A 17734-nucleotide genomic window follows, 5' to 3' on the forward strand; every position below is an offset into this window, starting at 1 on the left:
TTTTAAGTAATTGGTGCTGGGTTAAAGATACATAGATCATTATGAATTTTGTATTTTTCAGTAAATGATTGTTCTTTACCACTTGCTACATCAAGAATTTTATTAAATAATTCTGTACCTATTTCTTGAATAGTTGCATCGCCTGTTGTTATCGGTCCTGCATTAACATCAATTAAATCTTTCCACATGTCTTTCATTTCATTTCTTGAACTAACTTTTATTACTGGTGCTGCAGCTAATCCATAAGGAGTTCCTCGACCAGTCATAAATACTTGCAAAGTTATTCCTGATGCTAATTGACTAGGTCCACATACAATATCACTTGCAGGTGTAGCTGCATATATTAGTCCTTGCTTTGTAGGTCTTTGACCCGGTGATAAAACTTCTACAATCGGTGATGTTCCCGATTTAGCAATAGAACCCATTGCTTTTTCAACAATGTTACTTAATCCACCTTTTTTATTACCTGGAGTGGGATTAGCACTACGATCAACTGCTGCATTTTCTAAGTAGGCATCATACCATTTCATTTCACTAACTAATTTGTCTTTTACTTCTTTGTTAATAGTTCGTGAAGCTAAGTACTGCACTCCATCTCTTACTTCTGTTACTTCAGAAAACATAACAGTTGCTCCACCGCTTATAAGTAAATCAGATGCATATCCAGCAGATGGATTAGCACTAACTCCTGAAAATGCATCACTTCCTCCACACTGCATACCAATTAATAGTTCTTTAAGAGGCAAAGTTTCTCTTTTTCTTTGATTAAGCTTTTTTAATTTTTTTTCTGCCATTTGCATCATAGCATCTATCATTGCTTCAAAACCTTCAATATCTTGTAATACCAAGACATTTTCAGGTGTGTTATATTTTTCTTCAATTAACATTTCAACAGTTAACTTTTCACATCCCAAAGCAACAACCATAACTTCCATTCCAAAGTTTGGATTATAAACCATGTTTTGTAAGGTTCTTATTGGAATAATTGCTTCTTTTGCATTGATTGCAACACCACAACCATATGCATGGTTAATTGGTAAAATATCATCAACATTAGGATATTTAGGCAATAGTTCTTTCTTCATTTTTTCAACAGCAACATTTAATACTCCAGTAACACATTGTACTGTAGTATGAATTGCTAATATATTTCGAGTACCTGCATAACCATTATTAGGATTTTTATAACCCTCAAATGTTGTTCTTTCAGGTTTAGCTAGATCATAGTTTAGATCAGTACCAAATTCTAACTCATCAATTGCTGGAGGAGTTGGTAACTCTAACATGAACTCATTAATCCATTGACCTTTTTTTATATCTTCTAAAGCATATCCAAGAATTACTCCATATCTAATTATTGGTTGGTCTTTTGTAATATCACTTAATGCTACTTTGTGTGCTTGTGGTATTTTATTTAGAGTAACTATATCAAGTCCTACATCACTACCTGCTGCAATTTCACTAACAGCTATAGCTACATTGTCTTTTTCATTAACTTTTACTAATTTTCTAGAAAGTTGCTCTTTACTATTCACAATTTCTCACATCCTTTAAATTTTTTTTGTTCTTGTGCTTCAAGTATAACCTTGCTATGTTCTTTAGTAAACTTCGCAAAACTGCTAGAGCTCTTAAAATATTTAAGAACAAATTTGCTTATTTATTTAATATGGTGTATCTTATTTTGTATAGGAGGTGCATTAAATGGATATAAAACATTTAGAGTATATTATTAAAATTGCTGATGAAGGAAGTATAACAAAAGCAGCTGCAAAACTATACATTACCCAATCAGCTTTGAATCAACAATTATTAAAATTAGAAAAAGAAATAGGAGTATCTTTGTTTAATAGGATGCATAATAAATTAACTACAACTCAAGAAGGTGAAGTTTATATAAGTGCTGCAAAACAAATAATTGCAATTAAAAATGATACGTATAATGAAATTAAAGATCTAGCAAATATTCATAAACAAGAACTTTCAATAGGTTTTACACCAGCTAGAGGAATTGCTATGTTTTCAGGTGTTTATCCTTCATTCCATAAACTATTTCCCGATATTAAACTTACATTACACGAATTAGGTGTTTATAAGCAATTAGAGTTAGTTCAACTAGGAGAAATTGATATAGCTTTTGTTAATGTTAAGGAAACAGATCAAAAATCAAGCATAGAATACGTTGTTTTTGCCGAAGATGAAATGTTATTAGCAGTTCCAAAAGACAATTCTATTAATAGTAAGGCAAAGTCAATAAGTGCTAATGGAGTTGGTACAATTGATTTATCGCTGTTCAACGATGAAGAATTTATTCTTATGAATAAAAATTCAACCTTAAGAAATCTACAAGATGAATGCTTTAAAAAAGCTAAAATAAAGCCTAATATATTGTTTGAAACAGAAAATAATGCAACTGTAATTACTATGATTGAAAACAATATTGGTTGTGGTTTTTTACCAGCATACTATGTTGATTTAACAAATGATAAAGTTCGTTACTACTCTATTGAAGGTAAACCTTCAACATTTATGTGTGCCGCTTTTAAAAAGAATAGATATAAAACTAAAGCTGCAAAACAATTTACTACTCTTGCTGCTAAGTATTGGCAAAAAGCAATTCCTAAAAATCTATAATAATGTATTATAATTATTGAATTTATTCTATAATTATTAGTAATTATTATTATAGTTTTATAAGTTGGGTTTATTGATATATTTATGTATCTTTTAAATCTAATAAATAATATAAAACAAATAAAAAGTTTTACGTATGTTATTTTTTTCACAAATGAAACATGTTAATATTTAATGAAATATTAACATAATAGTCTTTATTTTTTAGTAGAAATTTACGAAGTAGTTACTATTTAAATTCCTTTGCATACGCTTATTATTTACTATTACAATAATATTCATTTGTTTAGTTTATAACTACTGTACTTAATGTATTATTAATATTTATTGCACTTATTTTATTAAAAAAAGTAATTCTAAATCAATAGAATTACTTTTTTATTTATTTTGATAATCCTGTTGAAACATCCATAATATTTATTAAAGGTTTATCGTTTAGATAGTTATATAAGTTGATTGCTGCAATTTCTGATATCTTATCTAGTGTATCATCTAAATGGTAACCACCTGATACATGAGGTGTAATTAAAACATTTTTTTGTTGCCATAGTGGATGATTTTTAGTTAATGGTTCTGGATCTGTGACATCTAGTCCTGCAGCATATATATCATTATTTTTTAGTGCTTCAACTAAAGCTTCTTGATTTAGTGCATTTCCCCTTCCACCATTTAAAAATATTGCTTTATTTGATAGTTTATCAAAAAAATCACTATCATATATTTTATAAGTATTTGGACTGCTAGGTAAAAATGAAGCAACTATGTCAATTGTTGGTAATAATTTATCAATTTCATTCCATGTTTTTATTTCATCAACATATTTTGGCGGTTTTTTATCTTCTTTTTCCAAACCTATTACATATGCATCAAAAGCTTTAACTAATTTAGCAAAGTGTTGTCCAATATTTCCTAATCCTACTATTAATACTCTTTTATTTGTTAATGAACTTACTTCTTTATAGTCTTTCCATCTTGCTGCAAACTGATCATCTCGATATAAGTTAATTTTTTTCATTAATGTTAATAACATTGCAAACATATGTTCTGAAACACTTTTACCATATGCACCTCTAGCATTAGTTAAAATAGTAGCTTCTGCTAGTACATCATTACCTACATATCTATCAACGCCAGCTGAGTTTACTTGTAATAGTTTTAATCGTTTTGATTTGTTAATTAAAAGTGGATCAACTGTTCCTATAATAATATCAGCATTTTGTACTTGTTCATAATTTGCTAGATTTTGTTCTACATAGATAAATTTACAATCTTGAGCACTGTTTTCTATCAAGTTCTTTTGTTTTTCATTAAATGGTATTGTTACTAAGATATTCATTTTATTTCTCCTTTTTTTATATTATTAATAATTTTCAATATTTTAGCATTTACTTGTATAACTGTCTAATTTGATTTTTTATAATATTTATTTAAATTTTATTTTTTGTTATTTACTAATTAGATTTTAAGATAATACTATGTATATATAAATAATGTAATACTCTACTTAATAATAATATAATATTAATATATAAGCATGATCTATTGTTTGTGTTATAAATATTGTATTTAATTTATTCGCAAATAGTAAATATGATATACTAAAATAGACTATTAATAATAGGAGGTAATATTATGAATTTTGAACAAGATAAACCTATTATTGGTGTTTCATCAATAGAAATAGGAAATTTTGATGGATGGTTTGAAACTTTTCATATGCATACTTGTCGTGCTGATGCTTCTCATGTTATAGATAAGGTTGGTGGAACTCCGATTATTATTCCTGCTATGCCTAATGAAAAGCATATAAATCAGTACTTTGATATAATTGATGGACTCTTTGTTACAGGAGGGTATGACATTTTACCGTATATTTATGGTGAAGACATGCATATTGATGGAGGTAACTCTCATCCTATGACTGATCGTTTTGATATTCACTTGGTAAAGGAAGCTTTTAGAAGAAAAATACCAATTATTTGTGTTTGTCGTGGTCTACAAATTGCTAATATAGTATTTGGTGGAACATTATATCAAGACTTATACACTGAAAAAGAAAATGTATATGTTAAACATAATGCTCCTAAGCAGGGAAATTTGTATGTTCATAAGGTAAATGTCTTAGATCATAATTCAATGTTTTCTAAATTAGTTGGAAAAACAGAAACTGTTTATGTTAATTCTATTCATCATCAAGCTATTAAGGATATTGCACCTATGTTTAAGGTTGTTGGTAAATCTGCAGATGATGTTGTAGAAATAGTGGAACTTAAAAATGCTGATCATTTTTTTATCGGAATGCAATTTCATCCTGAAATAATGGTAAATCATGGAGATGATAAGTTAGAACCTATTTTCAAAGGATTTGTAGAAGCTTGCTATGAAGAAAAGAAGAATAAAATTGAAATGTTGACTGAAGAGATTAGAAAAGAATAACTTTTGTCAATTTAAATATAATTAAAAGCCATTAAAACAAAAATTTATGTTTTAATGGCTTTTTTTACATATTTAATAAATAATCGATTACAATATTTTGATGCAGAGTATAATTATTAATATATTGGCTATCAATAATTTGGTTATTACCACCAATCACATATATTGGAATATCAATCTCATATTTAATTTTTAGTTTATTTATGAGGTTTTCAATTGCTAAATTTATCATATTCTTTATTCCTAAATCTATATTAGATTGGGTTGATAATCCTAAAAGACTATTATTCTTATTATTAAGTGTTATTTCCGGTCTTAAAGTTGTATGTTCTATTAAACTATTATATTGTGTTTTAACACCAGGAATAATTAGTCCACCTTCATATACTTTATTAATTACTAAATTTATAGTAGTTGCAGTACCAAAATCAATTAAAAGAAATGTATCCTTTTGATAGATGTTATTAACAGCATCACAAGCTATTATTCTATCTAGTCCTAACTGCATATTATGATATTTAGAATAATCTAAAATACTAGATTCTCTATTTACAATATTTATTTCTATATCAAAAGCGATTCTATTTATTAATGTTACTATTCTAGTTAAAACACTTTCAACAACACTACATATTACTACTTCTGTTATTTTATTTTCTTTTAAAAATTCATCATTAATTGTTAAGTTAAAATTGCTTGTATTATCAATTGAAAGTATTATATTTTCATTTTGATATTGATATGCTATTTTAGTATATGAATTTCCAATATTAATTGCTAGTTTCACTTTGTAGTACCTTTTCAATTTCTAAAATTATATCTGTGATATTTGCTAAAGCACCTTTTCCAACATCATTACAAGCTAATAGTGCGGTTTTAGGTTCTACTTCTATAGCATTTAGTTTTTTTAACTTATTAATATTTTCTTGTGTTATAGGGTTTTCATACATTTTAGTATTCATAGCTGGAGCAATTATTAATGGTTTATCATATGCAGCTAATACTACATTTGTAAGCATATTATCTGCAATCCCATTTGCTATTTTAGCAATTGTATTAGCTGATGCTGGTGCGATTACTATTAAATCTGCATTTTTAGCTAATTCTATATGTTTTACAATTGTTGGATCATTTTCTTCAAATGTATCTATTAACACATTATTTTTGCTTAAATTCACAAAAGTATCTTTTGCTATAAAATTGGTTGAATTTTGACTCATGCATACATTAATTGTATGTCCTTTTTTCTTTAGTTGTGAAACTAAATCAGCTGCTTTGTAAGCTGCAACACTACCTGTTATTCCTATAATTATATTACTCATATTTAATTCTCCAATTTGTTAATTACTATATCAACTATAGCTGATGCTACTTCTTGCTTAGTGTTTGCTGATGCAACAATATTGTTTTCTTTTGATATTATTATTGCTTTATGCTGTTCATTATTTATATTGACTTGATCATTAGCAACACAAAAATCTGTATCATTTGTTTTTATTTGTTTTTTTGCTACTGTTATTAATTCTTCATCAGATACATTTTCTAAAAGTTTAAAGCCAAATATAATTGAGTTTGCAGCATTTTTTCTTATTAATGAAATAATTTTTGGTGTCTTTTCTAACTTTACATACATTGCTTCAATATCAGATGATAATTTTTTTGAATTATCTAAGAATGAAACATTTTCTATTGATTTTTTTATAATTGTAGGATCATCTATTGTTTTACCTTTTAATTGCTCATAGATATCTTCAATTAGTTTTTGTTCATTATAAACCTTTGTTACTGCATAATCACTAACTGCCATACAATGAATTATTACATCATATGTATTATTTTCTAGACAATCTAACATTGCATGTTGTAAATCTTTAACATTTTCGATTAAAAATAAGTTTACATTAGTTGGCTTGACTGCTTTTTTAGTTGAAATCAAATCGATTATAATATCATCAAAACTATCCTGAAAAGCTTTTATAATTTCTTTTGCAAGTTTTCCTGTTGATGTGTTAGTTATTTTTCTTACTTCATCTATTTTTTCTGATGTTCCACCACTTGTTACTAATATTCTCATTATGCTAACCTTCTTGATTGATTTAAACTTTTACGTAATGCTAGTCCAATTGTTGGTACTAGTAAAACGGCTAATGCTAGTTCAATGATTCCATTTGACAGAACGATTGAGCTTAATAGTGCTATAAATGATGTATTAAAGATACTTTTTCCAAATACAAACATTAAGCCAACTACCATTACTGTGTGAAATAATGGTGCTATTATTGCTGTCGCTATAGCTGCAGTCTTTTTGTTTGTATGTTTTATTAGAAATCTAAATAAATAGTATGCAAATAATGCAAAAATTATTCTTGGTAATACACTTATAAGTGGATTTTGAAATAATGGTGCTGTTATTGTTGTTGGTCTTAAAAAAGCATTCAATAATGAACATAATCCAAATGCACTACCTGCTATAATACTGTTTGTTATTTTATCAAATGTAATGGCGCTAATTAATACTGGGATGTGTATCAATGTTACACTCGCTACGCCAAATATTGTGATAAAACCTAGTTGAGGGATAAATGTCATCATTGCAATTATTGCTATGATAAATGCCCCGACTGTTAAATCTTTTGTTTTCATGTTTCCTCCTACTATTGTCCTTTAAGGTACAATGTATATGTTTTTCAAACAAAATGTTTGATAATACTAGTATAAATCATTATGTAAGTACTAGCTAGGCTTTAAACTTAATTTTGTTATCTATTTAAATTTTATTAAATATTTATTACCAAATTATAACTTATATGTTTATTATCTATAAATAGAAGTTTTAAAAATATATGTTAAGACAAGACTATTTAATCTTAAATAGATATATTTATCTAATTGAATGCATAAAAAAAGGCAAGAATTAACTCTTGCCTTTAATAGTGTAAAATCTATTGTGCTACTACACTTTCAATAGTTGAAGGTATAATACTTTTCGAAATTACATCATCTTCTACTTCTTCTGGTTCTGGATATAGTCCATCAAATACTTTATGATCTTTGTTTAATCCAGTTCCTGCTGGTATTAGTTTACCAATAATTACATTTTCTTTTAATCCGATTAATTCATCAGTTTTACCTTTTATTGCAGCATCTGTTAAAACTTTTGTCGTTTCTTGGAAACTTGCTGCTGATAAGAATGATTCTGTTTCTAGTGAAGCTTTAGTAATTCCAAGAAGTGCAGGTTGTGCAACTGCTGGATTACCACCAGCTAATAAAACATCATGATTAATGTCTGTAAATTCATTAACGCTTACTAATGTACCAGGTAGTAGTGGAGTATGTCCACCATCTACAATTTTTAATTTTCTTAACATCTGTCTAATAACTACTTCGATGTGTTTGTCAGATATTTCAATACCTTGTAAACGGTATACTTTTTGTACTTCTTTTAAGATATAGTTTTGAACGTTTTTAACTCCAGTGTAATTTAATAATCTTTTTGGATTAATAACACCTTCTGTTATTTTATCTCCTGCTTTTACTGTATCTCCAATTCCTACTCTTAACACTGCAGAATATTGTGTTACATATTCTTTTGGTGCAGCTTCAAGTGGGTTATTTATTTTTACAATATAACGGCTATTTAATTGTTCAATACTTTCTACTGTTCCTTCTATTTCTGAAATATTTGCTTCAACTTTTGGAGCACGTGCTTCAAATAGTTGGGCAATACGAGGAAGACCTTGTGTTATGTCATCATCAGTTGCAACTCCACCGGTGTGGAATGTACGCATTGTCAGCTGTGTACCTGGTTCACCAATTGATTGGGCTGCCATAATACCTACTGATTCTCCAACTTCTACATCTAGTCCTGTTGCAAGGTTTCTACCATAACATTTTTTACATACACCATTTTTAGATTTACATCCAAAGATAGAGCGTATCTCTACTTCTTCTATTCCAGCATCTACAATATTTTTTGCGATATCTTCTGTTATTGTTTCATTTTCAGCAACAATAAGTTCGTTAGTTTCTGGATGTAGAATAGTATTTTTACTATAACGACCTACAAGTCTATCAAATAATGGTTCAATAACTGTGTTAGCTTTTATATCCATTATTGTTTTTACTGTAAATCCTGTATCAGTATGACAATCTTCTTCTTGTACGATTACATCTTGAGCAACATCTACTAAACGTCTAGTTAAGTAACCTGAGTTTGCTGTTTTAAGGGCTGTATCGGCAAGACCTTTACGAGCACCGTGTGTAGAGGTAAAGAATTCAGACACTGTTAGACCTTCACGGAATGAGTGAATAACTGGGATTTCAATAGTTTCACCATTTGGTTTAGCCATTAAACCACGCATACCTGATAATTGAAGGAAGTTTGAGATGTTACCACGAGCACCAGAGTCCATCATCATGTTAATTGGATTGTCTTCATCTAGTATTCCTGCTAATTCAGCCTCTACTTTACGTCGTACATCTGTCCAAATAGCAATGACTTTTGCATGTCTTTCAGGATCTGTGATTAATCCTTTACGATACCAATTTTCAACCTTAGGTATTGCATGTCCTTCTGCTTCTTCAATTAATGCATATTTATGATCTGATACTTCAATATCAGCAATTGAAACGGTAACTCCAGCTTTAGTAGAGTATGAAAAACCTAAGTTTTTCATTTCATCTAACATTCTAGAAGTTTCAAGTGTTTTATATCTTTTAAATACTTCAGCAATTATTTGTCCTAAGTATTTTTTCTTAAATGGTTGATTTTTATCTAAAGTTACAACATATTCTTTTATATCTGTTCCCATTGGTACAAAATATTTAGTTGGAATTACTTCTAAGTTTTCTAAAGTTTGTTCATTTAAGAATGGGAATGATTTATCAAAAATTTCATTGAAGATAAGTTTACCTAATGTAGTAATTAAATATCCTTTATTTTGTTCTTCAGTGAAACTTGTTTTATGTAGTGTGCTAGCTTTAATTGCAATTCTTGCATGTAAGTCTAGAACATTATTTTCCATTGCCATAATAGCTTCATTTATATTTTTATAAGCTTTTCCTTCACCTTTTACTCCTACTTTTTCTTGTGTTAAGTAGTAGTTTCCTAATACCATATCTTGAGAAGGTGTAACAATTGGCTTACCATCTTTAGGACCAAGAATATTATTTGAACCAAGCATCATTTGTCTTGCTTCTGCTCTTGCTTCTAAACTTAATGGAATGTGTACTGCCATTTGATCTCCATCAAAGTCGGCATTAAAGGCTGGAGTAACTAGTGGGTGTAATCTGATTGCACGTCCTTCAACTAGTTTAGGTTCAAATGCTTGAATTCCTAGACGGTGAAGTGTTGGTGCACGATTTAATAATACTGGATGGTTTTTGATAATTTGTTCTACTACTGGCCATACAGATTCGTCCATTTTATCAATCAGTTTTTCTGCAGATTTGATATTTGGAGTAATTTCTTGTTCTACTAGCTCAGCAATTATAAATGGTTTAAACAATTCAATTGCCATTTCTTTTGGAAGTCCGCATTGGTACATTTTTAAGTCTGGTCCAACTGCAATTACTGAACGTCCAGAATAGTCAACACGTTTTCCTAAAAGGTTTTGACGGAAACGTCCTTGTTTCCCTTTTAGTGTATGTGATAAAGATTTTAGTGGTCTTCCACCTGCACCAGTTATTGGTTTAGATCTTTTACCATTATCAATCAAAGCATCAACTGCTTCTTGTAACATACGTTTTTCATTTTGAACAATGATAGCTGGAGGTGTTTTCATTTCAAGTAATTTTTTTAGACGGTTATTTCTAGTAATAACACGACGATATAAATCATTTAAATCACTTGTTGCAAAACGACCACCATCAAGTTGTAACATTGGTCTTAAATCTGGTGGGATTACTGGAAGTACATCCATAATCATCCACTCAGGTCTATTGTTTGATGATGCAAATGCATCTAAAGTTTCAAGCTTTTTCATCAATCTAGTTCTTTGTTGTCCACCTTGAGACTCTTTTAATTCTTTTCTTACTTCTTCTATTTCTAATGGAAGGTTAATTGCAGCAAGAAGTCTTTTGATTGCTTCTGCTCCTGTTGCTGCATCAAAACGATTTCCATATTCACCTTTTAATTCGCGATAATCTCTTTCAGAAAGAATTTGTTTCTTTTGTAAAGGAGTATCTCCTGGATCTACTACTATATAAGATACAAAATATATTACTTCTTCAAGTTTCTTTGGTTTAACATCTAATACAAGTCCCATTTTTGAAGGGATTCCTTTTAAATACCAGATATGTGCTACTGATGCTGCTAATTTAATGTGACCCATTCTTTCACGTCTCACACTAGATTTTGTAATTTCAACACCACAACGATCACATACCACACCTTTGAAACGTACTTTTTTGTATTTACCACAGTAACATTCCCAGTCTTTTGATGGGCCAAATATTTTCTCACAGAATAGACCATCTTTTTCTGGTTTTTGTGAACGATAATTAATTGTTTCTGGCTTAGTGACTTCCCCATAAGACCATTCAAGTATTTTTTCCGGAGAGGCTAAACCTACCTGAATTGCGCTAAATTGGTTTACATCCATCTATTATTCCTCCTTTAGTATTATTCTCTTTCCAAATCAATAGCTTGAACTTCATTTTCAAGTTCATTTTCTGCTTTGATTTCGTATGTATCATCTTCTGGCATTCCATCTAGAGATGGATTGTCTTCTTCTTCTAACATACTTTCTTTTACAATAACATTCTTATCTATATTTGATTCATCATTCATTATTGATCTAAAGCTTTGCTCAAATTGAGAATCAATTTTACTTTGTTCTTTCATATCAATTTCTTGATAAGTATCATCTAGCATCTTAACATCAATTGCAAGAGATTGTAACTCTTTTTGAAGTACTCTAAATGATTCAGGAATTCCTGGTTCAGGAATTTTATTACCTTTTACTATTGCTTCATAAGTTTTAACACGACCAATTACATCATCTGATTTAACTGTTAAAATTTCTTGAAGTGTGTGTGCAGCTCCATATGCTTCAAGAGCCCAAACTTCCATTTCTCCAAATCTTTGTCCACCATTTTGTGCTTTTCCACCAAGTGGTTGTTGTGTTACTAATGAGTATGGTCCAACAGAACGAGCATGAAGTTTATCATCAACCATGTGGGCAAGTTTAATCATATACATTACCCCAACAGAAATTTTTTCATCAAATTTCTTACCAGTTTGCCCATCATATAATTCTGTTTTAGCATCTTCATCCATACCTGCTTCAGCAATAATCTCTTCTAGGTTTGCTTCAGTTACACCATCAAATACTGGTGTTGCAACTTTTACTCCTAACAATTTAGCAGCCATTCCTAAATGTACTTCCATTAATTGTCCAATGTTCATACGAGAAGGAACACCAAGAGGATTTAACATAATATCTACTGGAGTACCATCTGGTAAGTAAGGCATATCTTCAATAGGTAATATTTTAGAGATAATCCCTTTATTACCGTGACGTCCTGCCATTTTATCTCCTTCTGAGATTTTACGTTTTTGAGCAACATATACTCTTATTACTTCATTTACTGCAGGTGGTAATTCATCTGAATTTTCTTTAGTAAATCTTTTTATATCTAAGATTATACCAGCTCCACCATGAGGAACTCGTAATGAATTGTCTTTTACTTCTCTTGATTTTTCACCAAAAATGGCAAGTAATAATTTTTCTTCAGCACTTAATTCAGATTGACCTTTAGGAGTTACTTTACCAACTAAAATGTCACCTTCTTTAACTTCAGCACCAATTCTGATAATACCATCAATATCTAAATCTTTTCTAGCATCATCACTAATATTAGGTATATCTCTAGTAATTTCTTCAGGACCTAATTTAGTATCACGACATTCAATAGTATATTCATCTATATGTATTGATGTATAAACATCTTCTTTTACTAATCTTTCAGACATAATGATAGCATCTTCATAGTTATAACCATTCCATGTCATGAAGGCAACAACAACATTTTGACCAAGTGCTAATTCACCTTTATCCATTGCTGGACCATTAGCTAATATTTGACCTTTGTTTACAGTCTCACCAATTCTAACGATTGGGTTTTGATCAAAACATGTCCCTTGATTTGAAATAGTAAATTTATCTAGAATATATTTCATATCACCTTTATTAGTGCTAACAATAATACTTCTAGCATCAATATACTTAACAATTCCATCTTCTTCACAGATTACAGCTACTCCACTATCCTTAGCAATAACATGTTCCATACCAGTTCCTACAATAGGAGAAGTTGGTTTTAATAAAGGAACAGCTTGACGTTGCATGTTGGCACCCATTAAGGCACGGTTAGCATCATCGTTTTCTAAGAAAGGTATACATGATGTGGCTACAGAAACAATTTGTTTAGGTGATACATCAATGAAGTCAATTAATTCTTTACGTTCCATTTTATTTTCACCACGGAAACGAGCAACAACATGTTCATCTATTATTTCTCTATCTGCTGATAAATCAATGTTAGCTTGAGCAATTGCATAATTGTATTCTTCATCTGCTGTTAAATAATGTACTTCATCAGTAACAAAATTATCAACAACTTTTAAGTATGGAGTTTCAATAAAACCATACATATTAATTTTTGCATAAGTTGCAAGTGAGTTAATTAAACCAATGTTTGGACCTTCAGGAGTCTCAATTGGACACATACGACCATAGTGAGAGTGGTGAACGTCACGAACTTCCATACCAGCGCGATCACGTGCAAGACCACCAGGTCCAAGTGCAGATAAACGACGTTTGTTAGCAAGTTCAGCTAATGGATTTGTTTGGTCCATGAACTGTGACAGTTGTGAGCTTGCAAAGAATTCTTTTATTGAAGCTGTAAACGGTCTATTATTAGTTAATTTTTTTGGTGTAGCTTCAGCAATATCAATAGTTGACATTTTATCTTTAACTACTCTTTCCATACGAGATAATCCAATACGGCATTGGTTTTGAATAAGTTCTCCTACAGATTTAATTCTACGATTTCCTAAGTGGTCAATATCATCTTCATCACCAATTCCATCAATAAATGTAAGCAAGTAAGATACTGTTGCTAACATATCAGAAATTGTTACATATTTATTATCACTTGTAGTATCTGTACCGATAATATTAACAATTCTTTTTTCTTCATTATCTACATAGATTGCAACTTTTTGTACTCTAGTAGGTTTAGAAATCATATCTTCTTCTCTATATAATTCTAAATTAGTTGGTACTTCAACCATGTTAGCTCCTGCTTCCATAGCAGGTCTAATTCTGTTATAAATCTCTTTTGAAATAAATGTTCCTTTTTCAACTATTACATCTCCATTAACATCAATAATGTCTTCGGCAATAGTTTTTTCAAATAAACGATCCATTACATTTAATTTTTTTCCTAATTTAAAACGACCAGCTTTAGTTAAATCATAACGTTTGTTATCAAAGAACTTAGCAGCTAATAATGAAACAGCTCCTTCAAGTGTTGCTGGTTCACCTGGTTTTAATTTTTCATAAATTTCAATTAAAGCAAATGCAGTTTTAATTTCACTTGATAAATGGTTTATATCAAATTTATTAAAGTTGCTTTCATCAATTGTTGGTTTATTATCATACATATTTTTAAATGTTTCAAAACCAAATAAATAATCTAGGTTTACTAATTCTTGTTTCAACAAGTCAGAAACTTGTATTCTTCCAGATTTAATAAATGATTGTAATTTGTTTTCAAAATAAATAGTAACTAATAATTGAACATTATCTGATGCTCTAATAGTTTTACCATCTTTAAGTTCTTTTAGTAAATCTAAAAGTTCTTTTCTTAACTCATCAATAGTATCTCTGTTTAAAACAGTTGCAACATCGTTGAATCTATTTTCTAAAACATTTAAAATAATTCTTAAGTTTTTATCATTAACGTGCTTAAATCCACCAGCACTTACAATGTTTACTAATTGTTGTAGAGGTAATAATTCTGCCTCATTATCATTAGTAACTTCTTTATAATAGTCAGACAAGTGAATATTATCTGAGTTGAAATATGTTGATTGTAGTAATGAAAGTCCTTCATTTGCTTGAATAGACTTGTCTTCACGATCTGCATAAAGTTTACTTATGATTTCAACATATCCGCGGTCGATTTGTTCAACAGTATCTTTATCATTAATCGTATTTTCTAGAATTTCTGAGTCTCCAAAAAATGCTAATGTATCCGCTCCATTAGTTAATCCTAATGCACGAAGTAAAATAGTGATAGGCATTTTTTTAGTTCTATCAATTCTTACATTTGCATATAATTTGTCTTCTTTTTCTTTATCTTTATATACTCCAGTTTCAATTTCTAACCAAGTTCCTCTTGAAGGAATTAAAGATGCTAAGTAATTAACTTTTCCACCTTCATTTTCTTTTTTGAAATAAGCTCCTGGAGATCTTACTAACTGCGATACGATAACTCGTTCTGCACCGTTAATAATAAAAGTTCCACTTTGAGTCATCAATGGGAAATCACCCATGAATACTTCTTGTTCATTAACTTCCCCAGTTTCATTGTTTTGTAATCTTAGGGTAACAGCTAATGGAGCTGCATATGTTGCATCTCTTTCTTTACATTCTCTTGTATTATACTTAGGTTTTTCAAATTTAAAATCTACAAAATCCAGTACCAAGTTTGAATTGTGGTTTTTGATAGGATAAATATCAGCATAAACTTCTCTTAATCCTTCTTTTAAAAACCAATCAAACGATGATGTTTGAATCTCAACAAGTGGTGGTAGTGCTAATGAACTATCAATTTTTGAATAGTTTCTTCTTTGCGCTAGCTTACCAAAATCTTCTATTTTATATGCCACACAATCACCTCATTATATATATTTGCTTGTCATCTACATAGCATTAGACATTATATTATACTATCATATTATACAGTTAATGTCAAATTTATTTTATGTATACATTAACTCATTATAAGAGTACAAAAAGTAATCCAAAACGATTACTTTTTCATTTCTAACACATACAGTCCTTTTTTCTTATAGACCGTCTCAATAATACTAAAGACACTTTGCATGTCTTTGATAGTTGATAATGCACCATGTTTTTTATGTAAAACTACATAAAACGATCCATTATCAGTTAAATGTTCAGCAGCTTGCTTGTATAATTTATACATAGTTTCTTTACCTGCATGAACTGGTGGATTTAAGGCAATTAAATCAAATTTATCTTCGATTTGAATACCATCGCTTTTAATAACAGTAGTATCACTAATATTATTAATAGCTATATTTTCTTTTGTATAGTCTATAGCTCTTTGAGTTATATCTATAAAATATTTTTTTGCATTTGGATATTTAGTTGCTAATGATATGCCGATAAATCCATACCCGCATCCTAAGTCTAAATACGATTCAACATTTTGTTTATTTATTGTTTCACTCAACACAATACTAAAGAAATCAAGTTTTTCCTTTGCAAACAAACCGGAATTTGTTTTGAATGTTAGCTCTTTGTCCTTACCAAAGTAAGTAAGAATATGAGGATCATCGATTAATTTTGCATCATCTTGAAAGTATTGATTTTCCATACAAAAAGAAAGCCAACCGATGGTTGGCTTCTTTAAAAAGTTTAAAGTTAATTAAGCAATTTCAACTGAAGCTCCGGCAGCTTCAAGTTTAGCTTTGATTTCTTCAGCTTCTTCTGGAGAAATGTTTTCTTTTACAGCGTTTGGAGCTTTGTCTACTAATCCTTTAGCATCAACAAGTCCTAACCCAGTGATTTCTCTTACAGCTTTGATTACTCCTACTTTTGATCCACCGATTGCAGTAAGTGTTACAGTTACTTCTGATGGTCCAGCAGCTTCTTCAGTTGCAGCAGCAGCAGCTACAGGAGCAGCAGCAGTTACACCAAACTCCTCTTCAATTCCTTTAACTAATTCGTTAATTTCTAACATTGTCATTTCTTTTAATGATCCAATGATTTCAGTTGCAGTTAATTTAGCCATTTTAATTTCCTCCTATAATATAGTTTTAATTTTTTTTGATTATTCAGCAGCTGCTTCTTCAGCAACAACTTCTGTTTTTTCTGGGATAATTGCCGCAGCAGTTTCCGCTTGAGTTTCTTCCATCTTGATAGCTACAGCATCTGTAATCATAGCAAGATCTCTTACTGGTGCTTGTAGCACGCTTAGTAACATTGAAAGAAGTCCGTCTCTTGATGGTAATTGAGCAATTTCATTAAGTGTTTCTACACTAATAACACTACCTTCAATAATACCTGTTTTCATTTGGATCATTTCGTGGTCTTTAGCAAACTTAGAAATAATTCTTGCACCAGCAACAGCATCTCCATTTGAGAATGCAATAGCATTTGGTCCAACTAATCCTTCGCTTAATTTAGCAAAGTCTCCATTTTCAACAGCTTTTTTAGATAGGTTGTTTTTGTATACTTTTACTTCAACATCCTCAGCTCTTAATTCGTTTCTTAAACTTTCGAATTCAGATACTGTTAAACCTTGATATTCAAATACAACTACTGCTTCTGCATTAGTAATTTTTGAACTGATTTCATCAATTACGGCTTTTTTTGAGTCTAAAATGTTTTGATTCATATTGGCACCT

At 29.9% G+C, this 17734-nt stretch carries 12 protein-coding genes and 1 pseudogene; 2 read left to right on the top strand and 11 right to left on the bottom strand.

From position 1 onward, the window contains the following. Positions 1-2: 2 nt before the first annotated feature. A complete protein-coding gene (gene garD / locus ACD762_RS06725; RefSeq protein ID WP_423363210.1) occupies positions 3-1535 on the bottom strand; it encodes a galactarate dehydratase in 1533 nt (510 codons plus the stop codon). A gap of 166 nt (positions 1536-1701) precedes the next feature. Here garD and ACD762_RS06730 point away from each other — a divergent pair, with 166 nt between their 5' ends. After that, complete coding sequence (locus ACD762_RS06730; protein WP_423363211.1) at positions 1702-2631, top strand: LysR family transcriptional regulator; 930 nt, start codon at positions 1702-1704, stop codon at positions 2629-2631. Positions 2632-3013: 382 nt separating this feature from the next. Here the strand turns inward: ACD762_RS06730 and ACD762_RS06735 are convergent, their stop codons facing one another. Then, positions 3014-3967, bottom strand: coding sequence for a D-2-hydroxyacid dehydrogenase (locus ACD762_RS06735; RefSeq protein ID WP_423363212.1), 954 nt, complete (start codon positions 3965-3967; stop codon positions 3014-3016). Between the two features lie 296 nt (positions 3968-4263). On the opposite strand from ACD762_RS06735, the gene ACD762_RS06740 reads away from it, so the two are divergent. Beyond that, positions 4264-5067: a gamma-glutamyl-gamma-aminobutyrate hydrolase family protein gene (locus ACD762_RS06740; RefSeq protein WP_423363213.1), complete on the top strand. Its 804-nt coding sequence runs from the start codon at positions 4264-4266 to the stop codon at positions 5065-5067. Between the two features lie 64 nt (positions 5068-5131). Here ACD762_RS06740 and ACD762_RS06745 read toward each other — a convergent pair whose 3' ends face one another. The 9 genes and pseudogenes from ACD762_RS06745 to rplJ all read right to left on the bottom strand — a co-directional run. After that, positions 5132-5854: a type III pantothenate kinase gene (locus tag ACD762_RS06745; protein ID WP_423363214.1), complete on the bottom strand. Its 723-nt coding sequence runs from the start codon at positions 5852-5854 to the stop codon at positions 5132-5134. After that, positions 5838-6389 carry a flavoprotein gene (locus tag ACD762_RS06750; RefSeq protein ID WP_423363215.1) on the bottom strand — a complete coding sequence of 184 codons (552 nt, stop codon included), beginning with the start codon at positions 6387-6389 and terminating at the stop codon, positions 5838-5840. The genes ACD762_RS06745 and ACD762_RS06750 overlap by 17 nt, the downstream gene beginning before the upstream one ends. 2 nt (positions 6390-6391) lie before the next feature. Next, positions 6392-7141: a phosphopantothenoylcysteine decarboxylase gene (locus tag ACD762_RS06755; protein ID WP_423363216.1), complete on the bottom strand. Its 750-nt coding sequence runs from the start codon at positions 7139-7141 to the stop codon at positions 6392-6394. Beyond that, positions 7141-7710, bottom strand: coding sequence for an ECF transporter S component (locus ACD762_RS06760; RefSeq protein ID WP_423363217.1), 570 nt, complete (start codon positions 7708-7710; stop codon positions 7141-7143). Before ACD762_RS06760 ends, ACD762_RS06755 begins: the two co-directional genes overlap by 1 nt. A 299-nt stretch (positions 7711-8009) precedes the next feature. Then, positions 8010-11669 carry a DNA-directed RNA polymerase subunit beta' gene (gene rpoC / locus ACD762_RS06765; protein WP_423363218.1) on the bottom strand — a complete coding sequence of 1220 codons (3660 nt, stop codon included), beginning with the start codon at positions 11667-11669 and terminating at the stop codon, positions 8010-8012. 20 nt (positions 11670-11689) lie between these two features. After that, a complete protein-coding gene (locus tag ACD762_RS06770; protein ID WP_423363220.1) occupies positions 11690-15967 on the bottom strand; it encodes a DNA-directed RNA polymerase subunit beta in 4278 nt (1425 codons plus the stop codon). Positions 15968-16110: 143 nt separating this feature from the next. Further along, positions 16111-16701, bottom strand: coding sequence for a class I SAM-dependent methyltransferase (locus tag ACD762_RS06775; RefSeq protein ID WP_423363221.1), 591 nt, complete (start codon positions 16699-16701; stop codon positions 16111-16113). A gap of 51 nt (positions 16702-16752) precedes the next feature. Next, a complete protein-coding gene (gene rplL / locus ACD762_RS06780) occupies positions 16753-17109 on the bottom strand; it encodes a 50S ribosomal protein L7/L12 (RefSeq protein ID WP_423364720.1) in 357 nt (118 codons plus the stop codon). 114 nt (positions 17110-17223) lie between these two features. Next, positions 17224-17724, bottom strand: a pseudogene (rplJ, locus tag ACD762_RS06785) (50S ribosomal protein L10); the annotation flags it as partial. Positions 17725-17734 lie beyond the last annotated feature (10 nt).

This window comes from Mycoplasma sp. P36-A1, from assembly GCF_049478495.1.
Lineage (GTDB): Bacteria > Bacillota_I > Bacilli_A > JAJDGJ01 > JAJDGJ01 > P36-A1.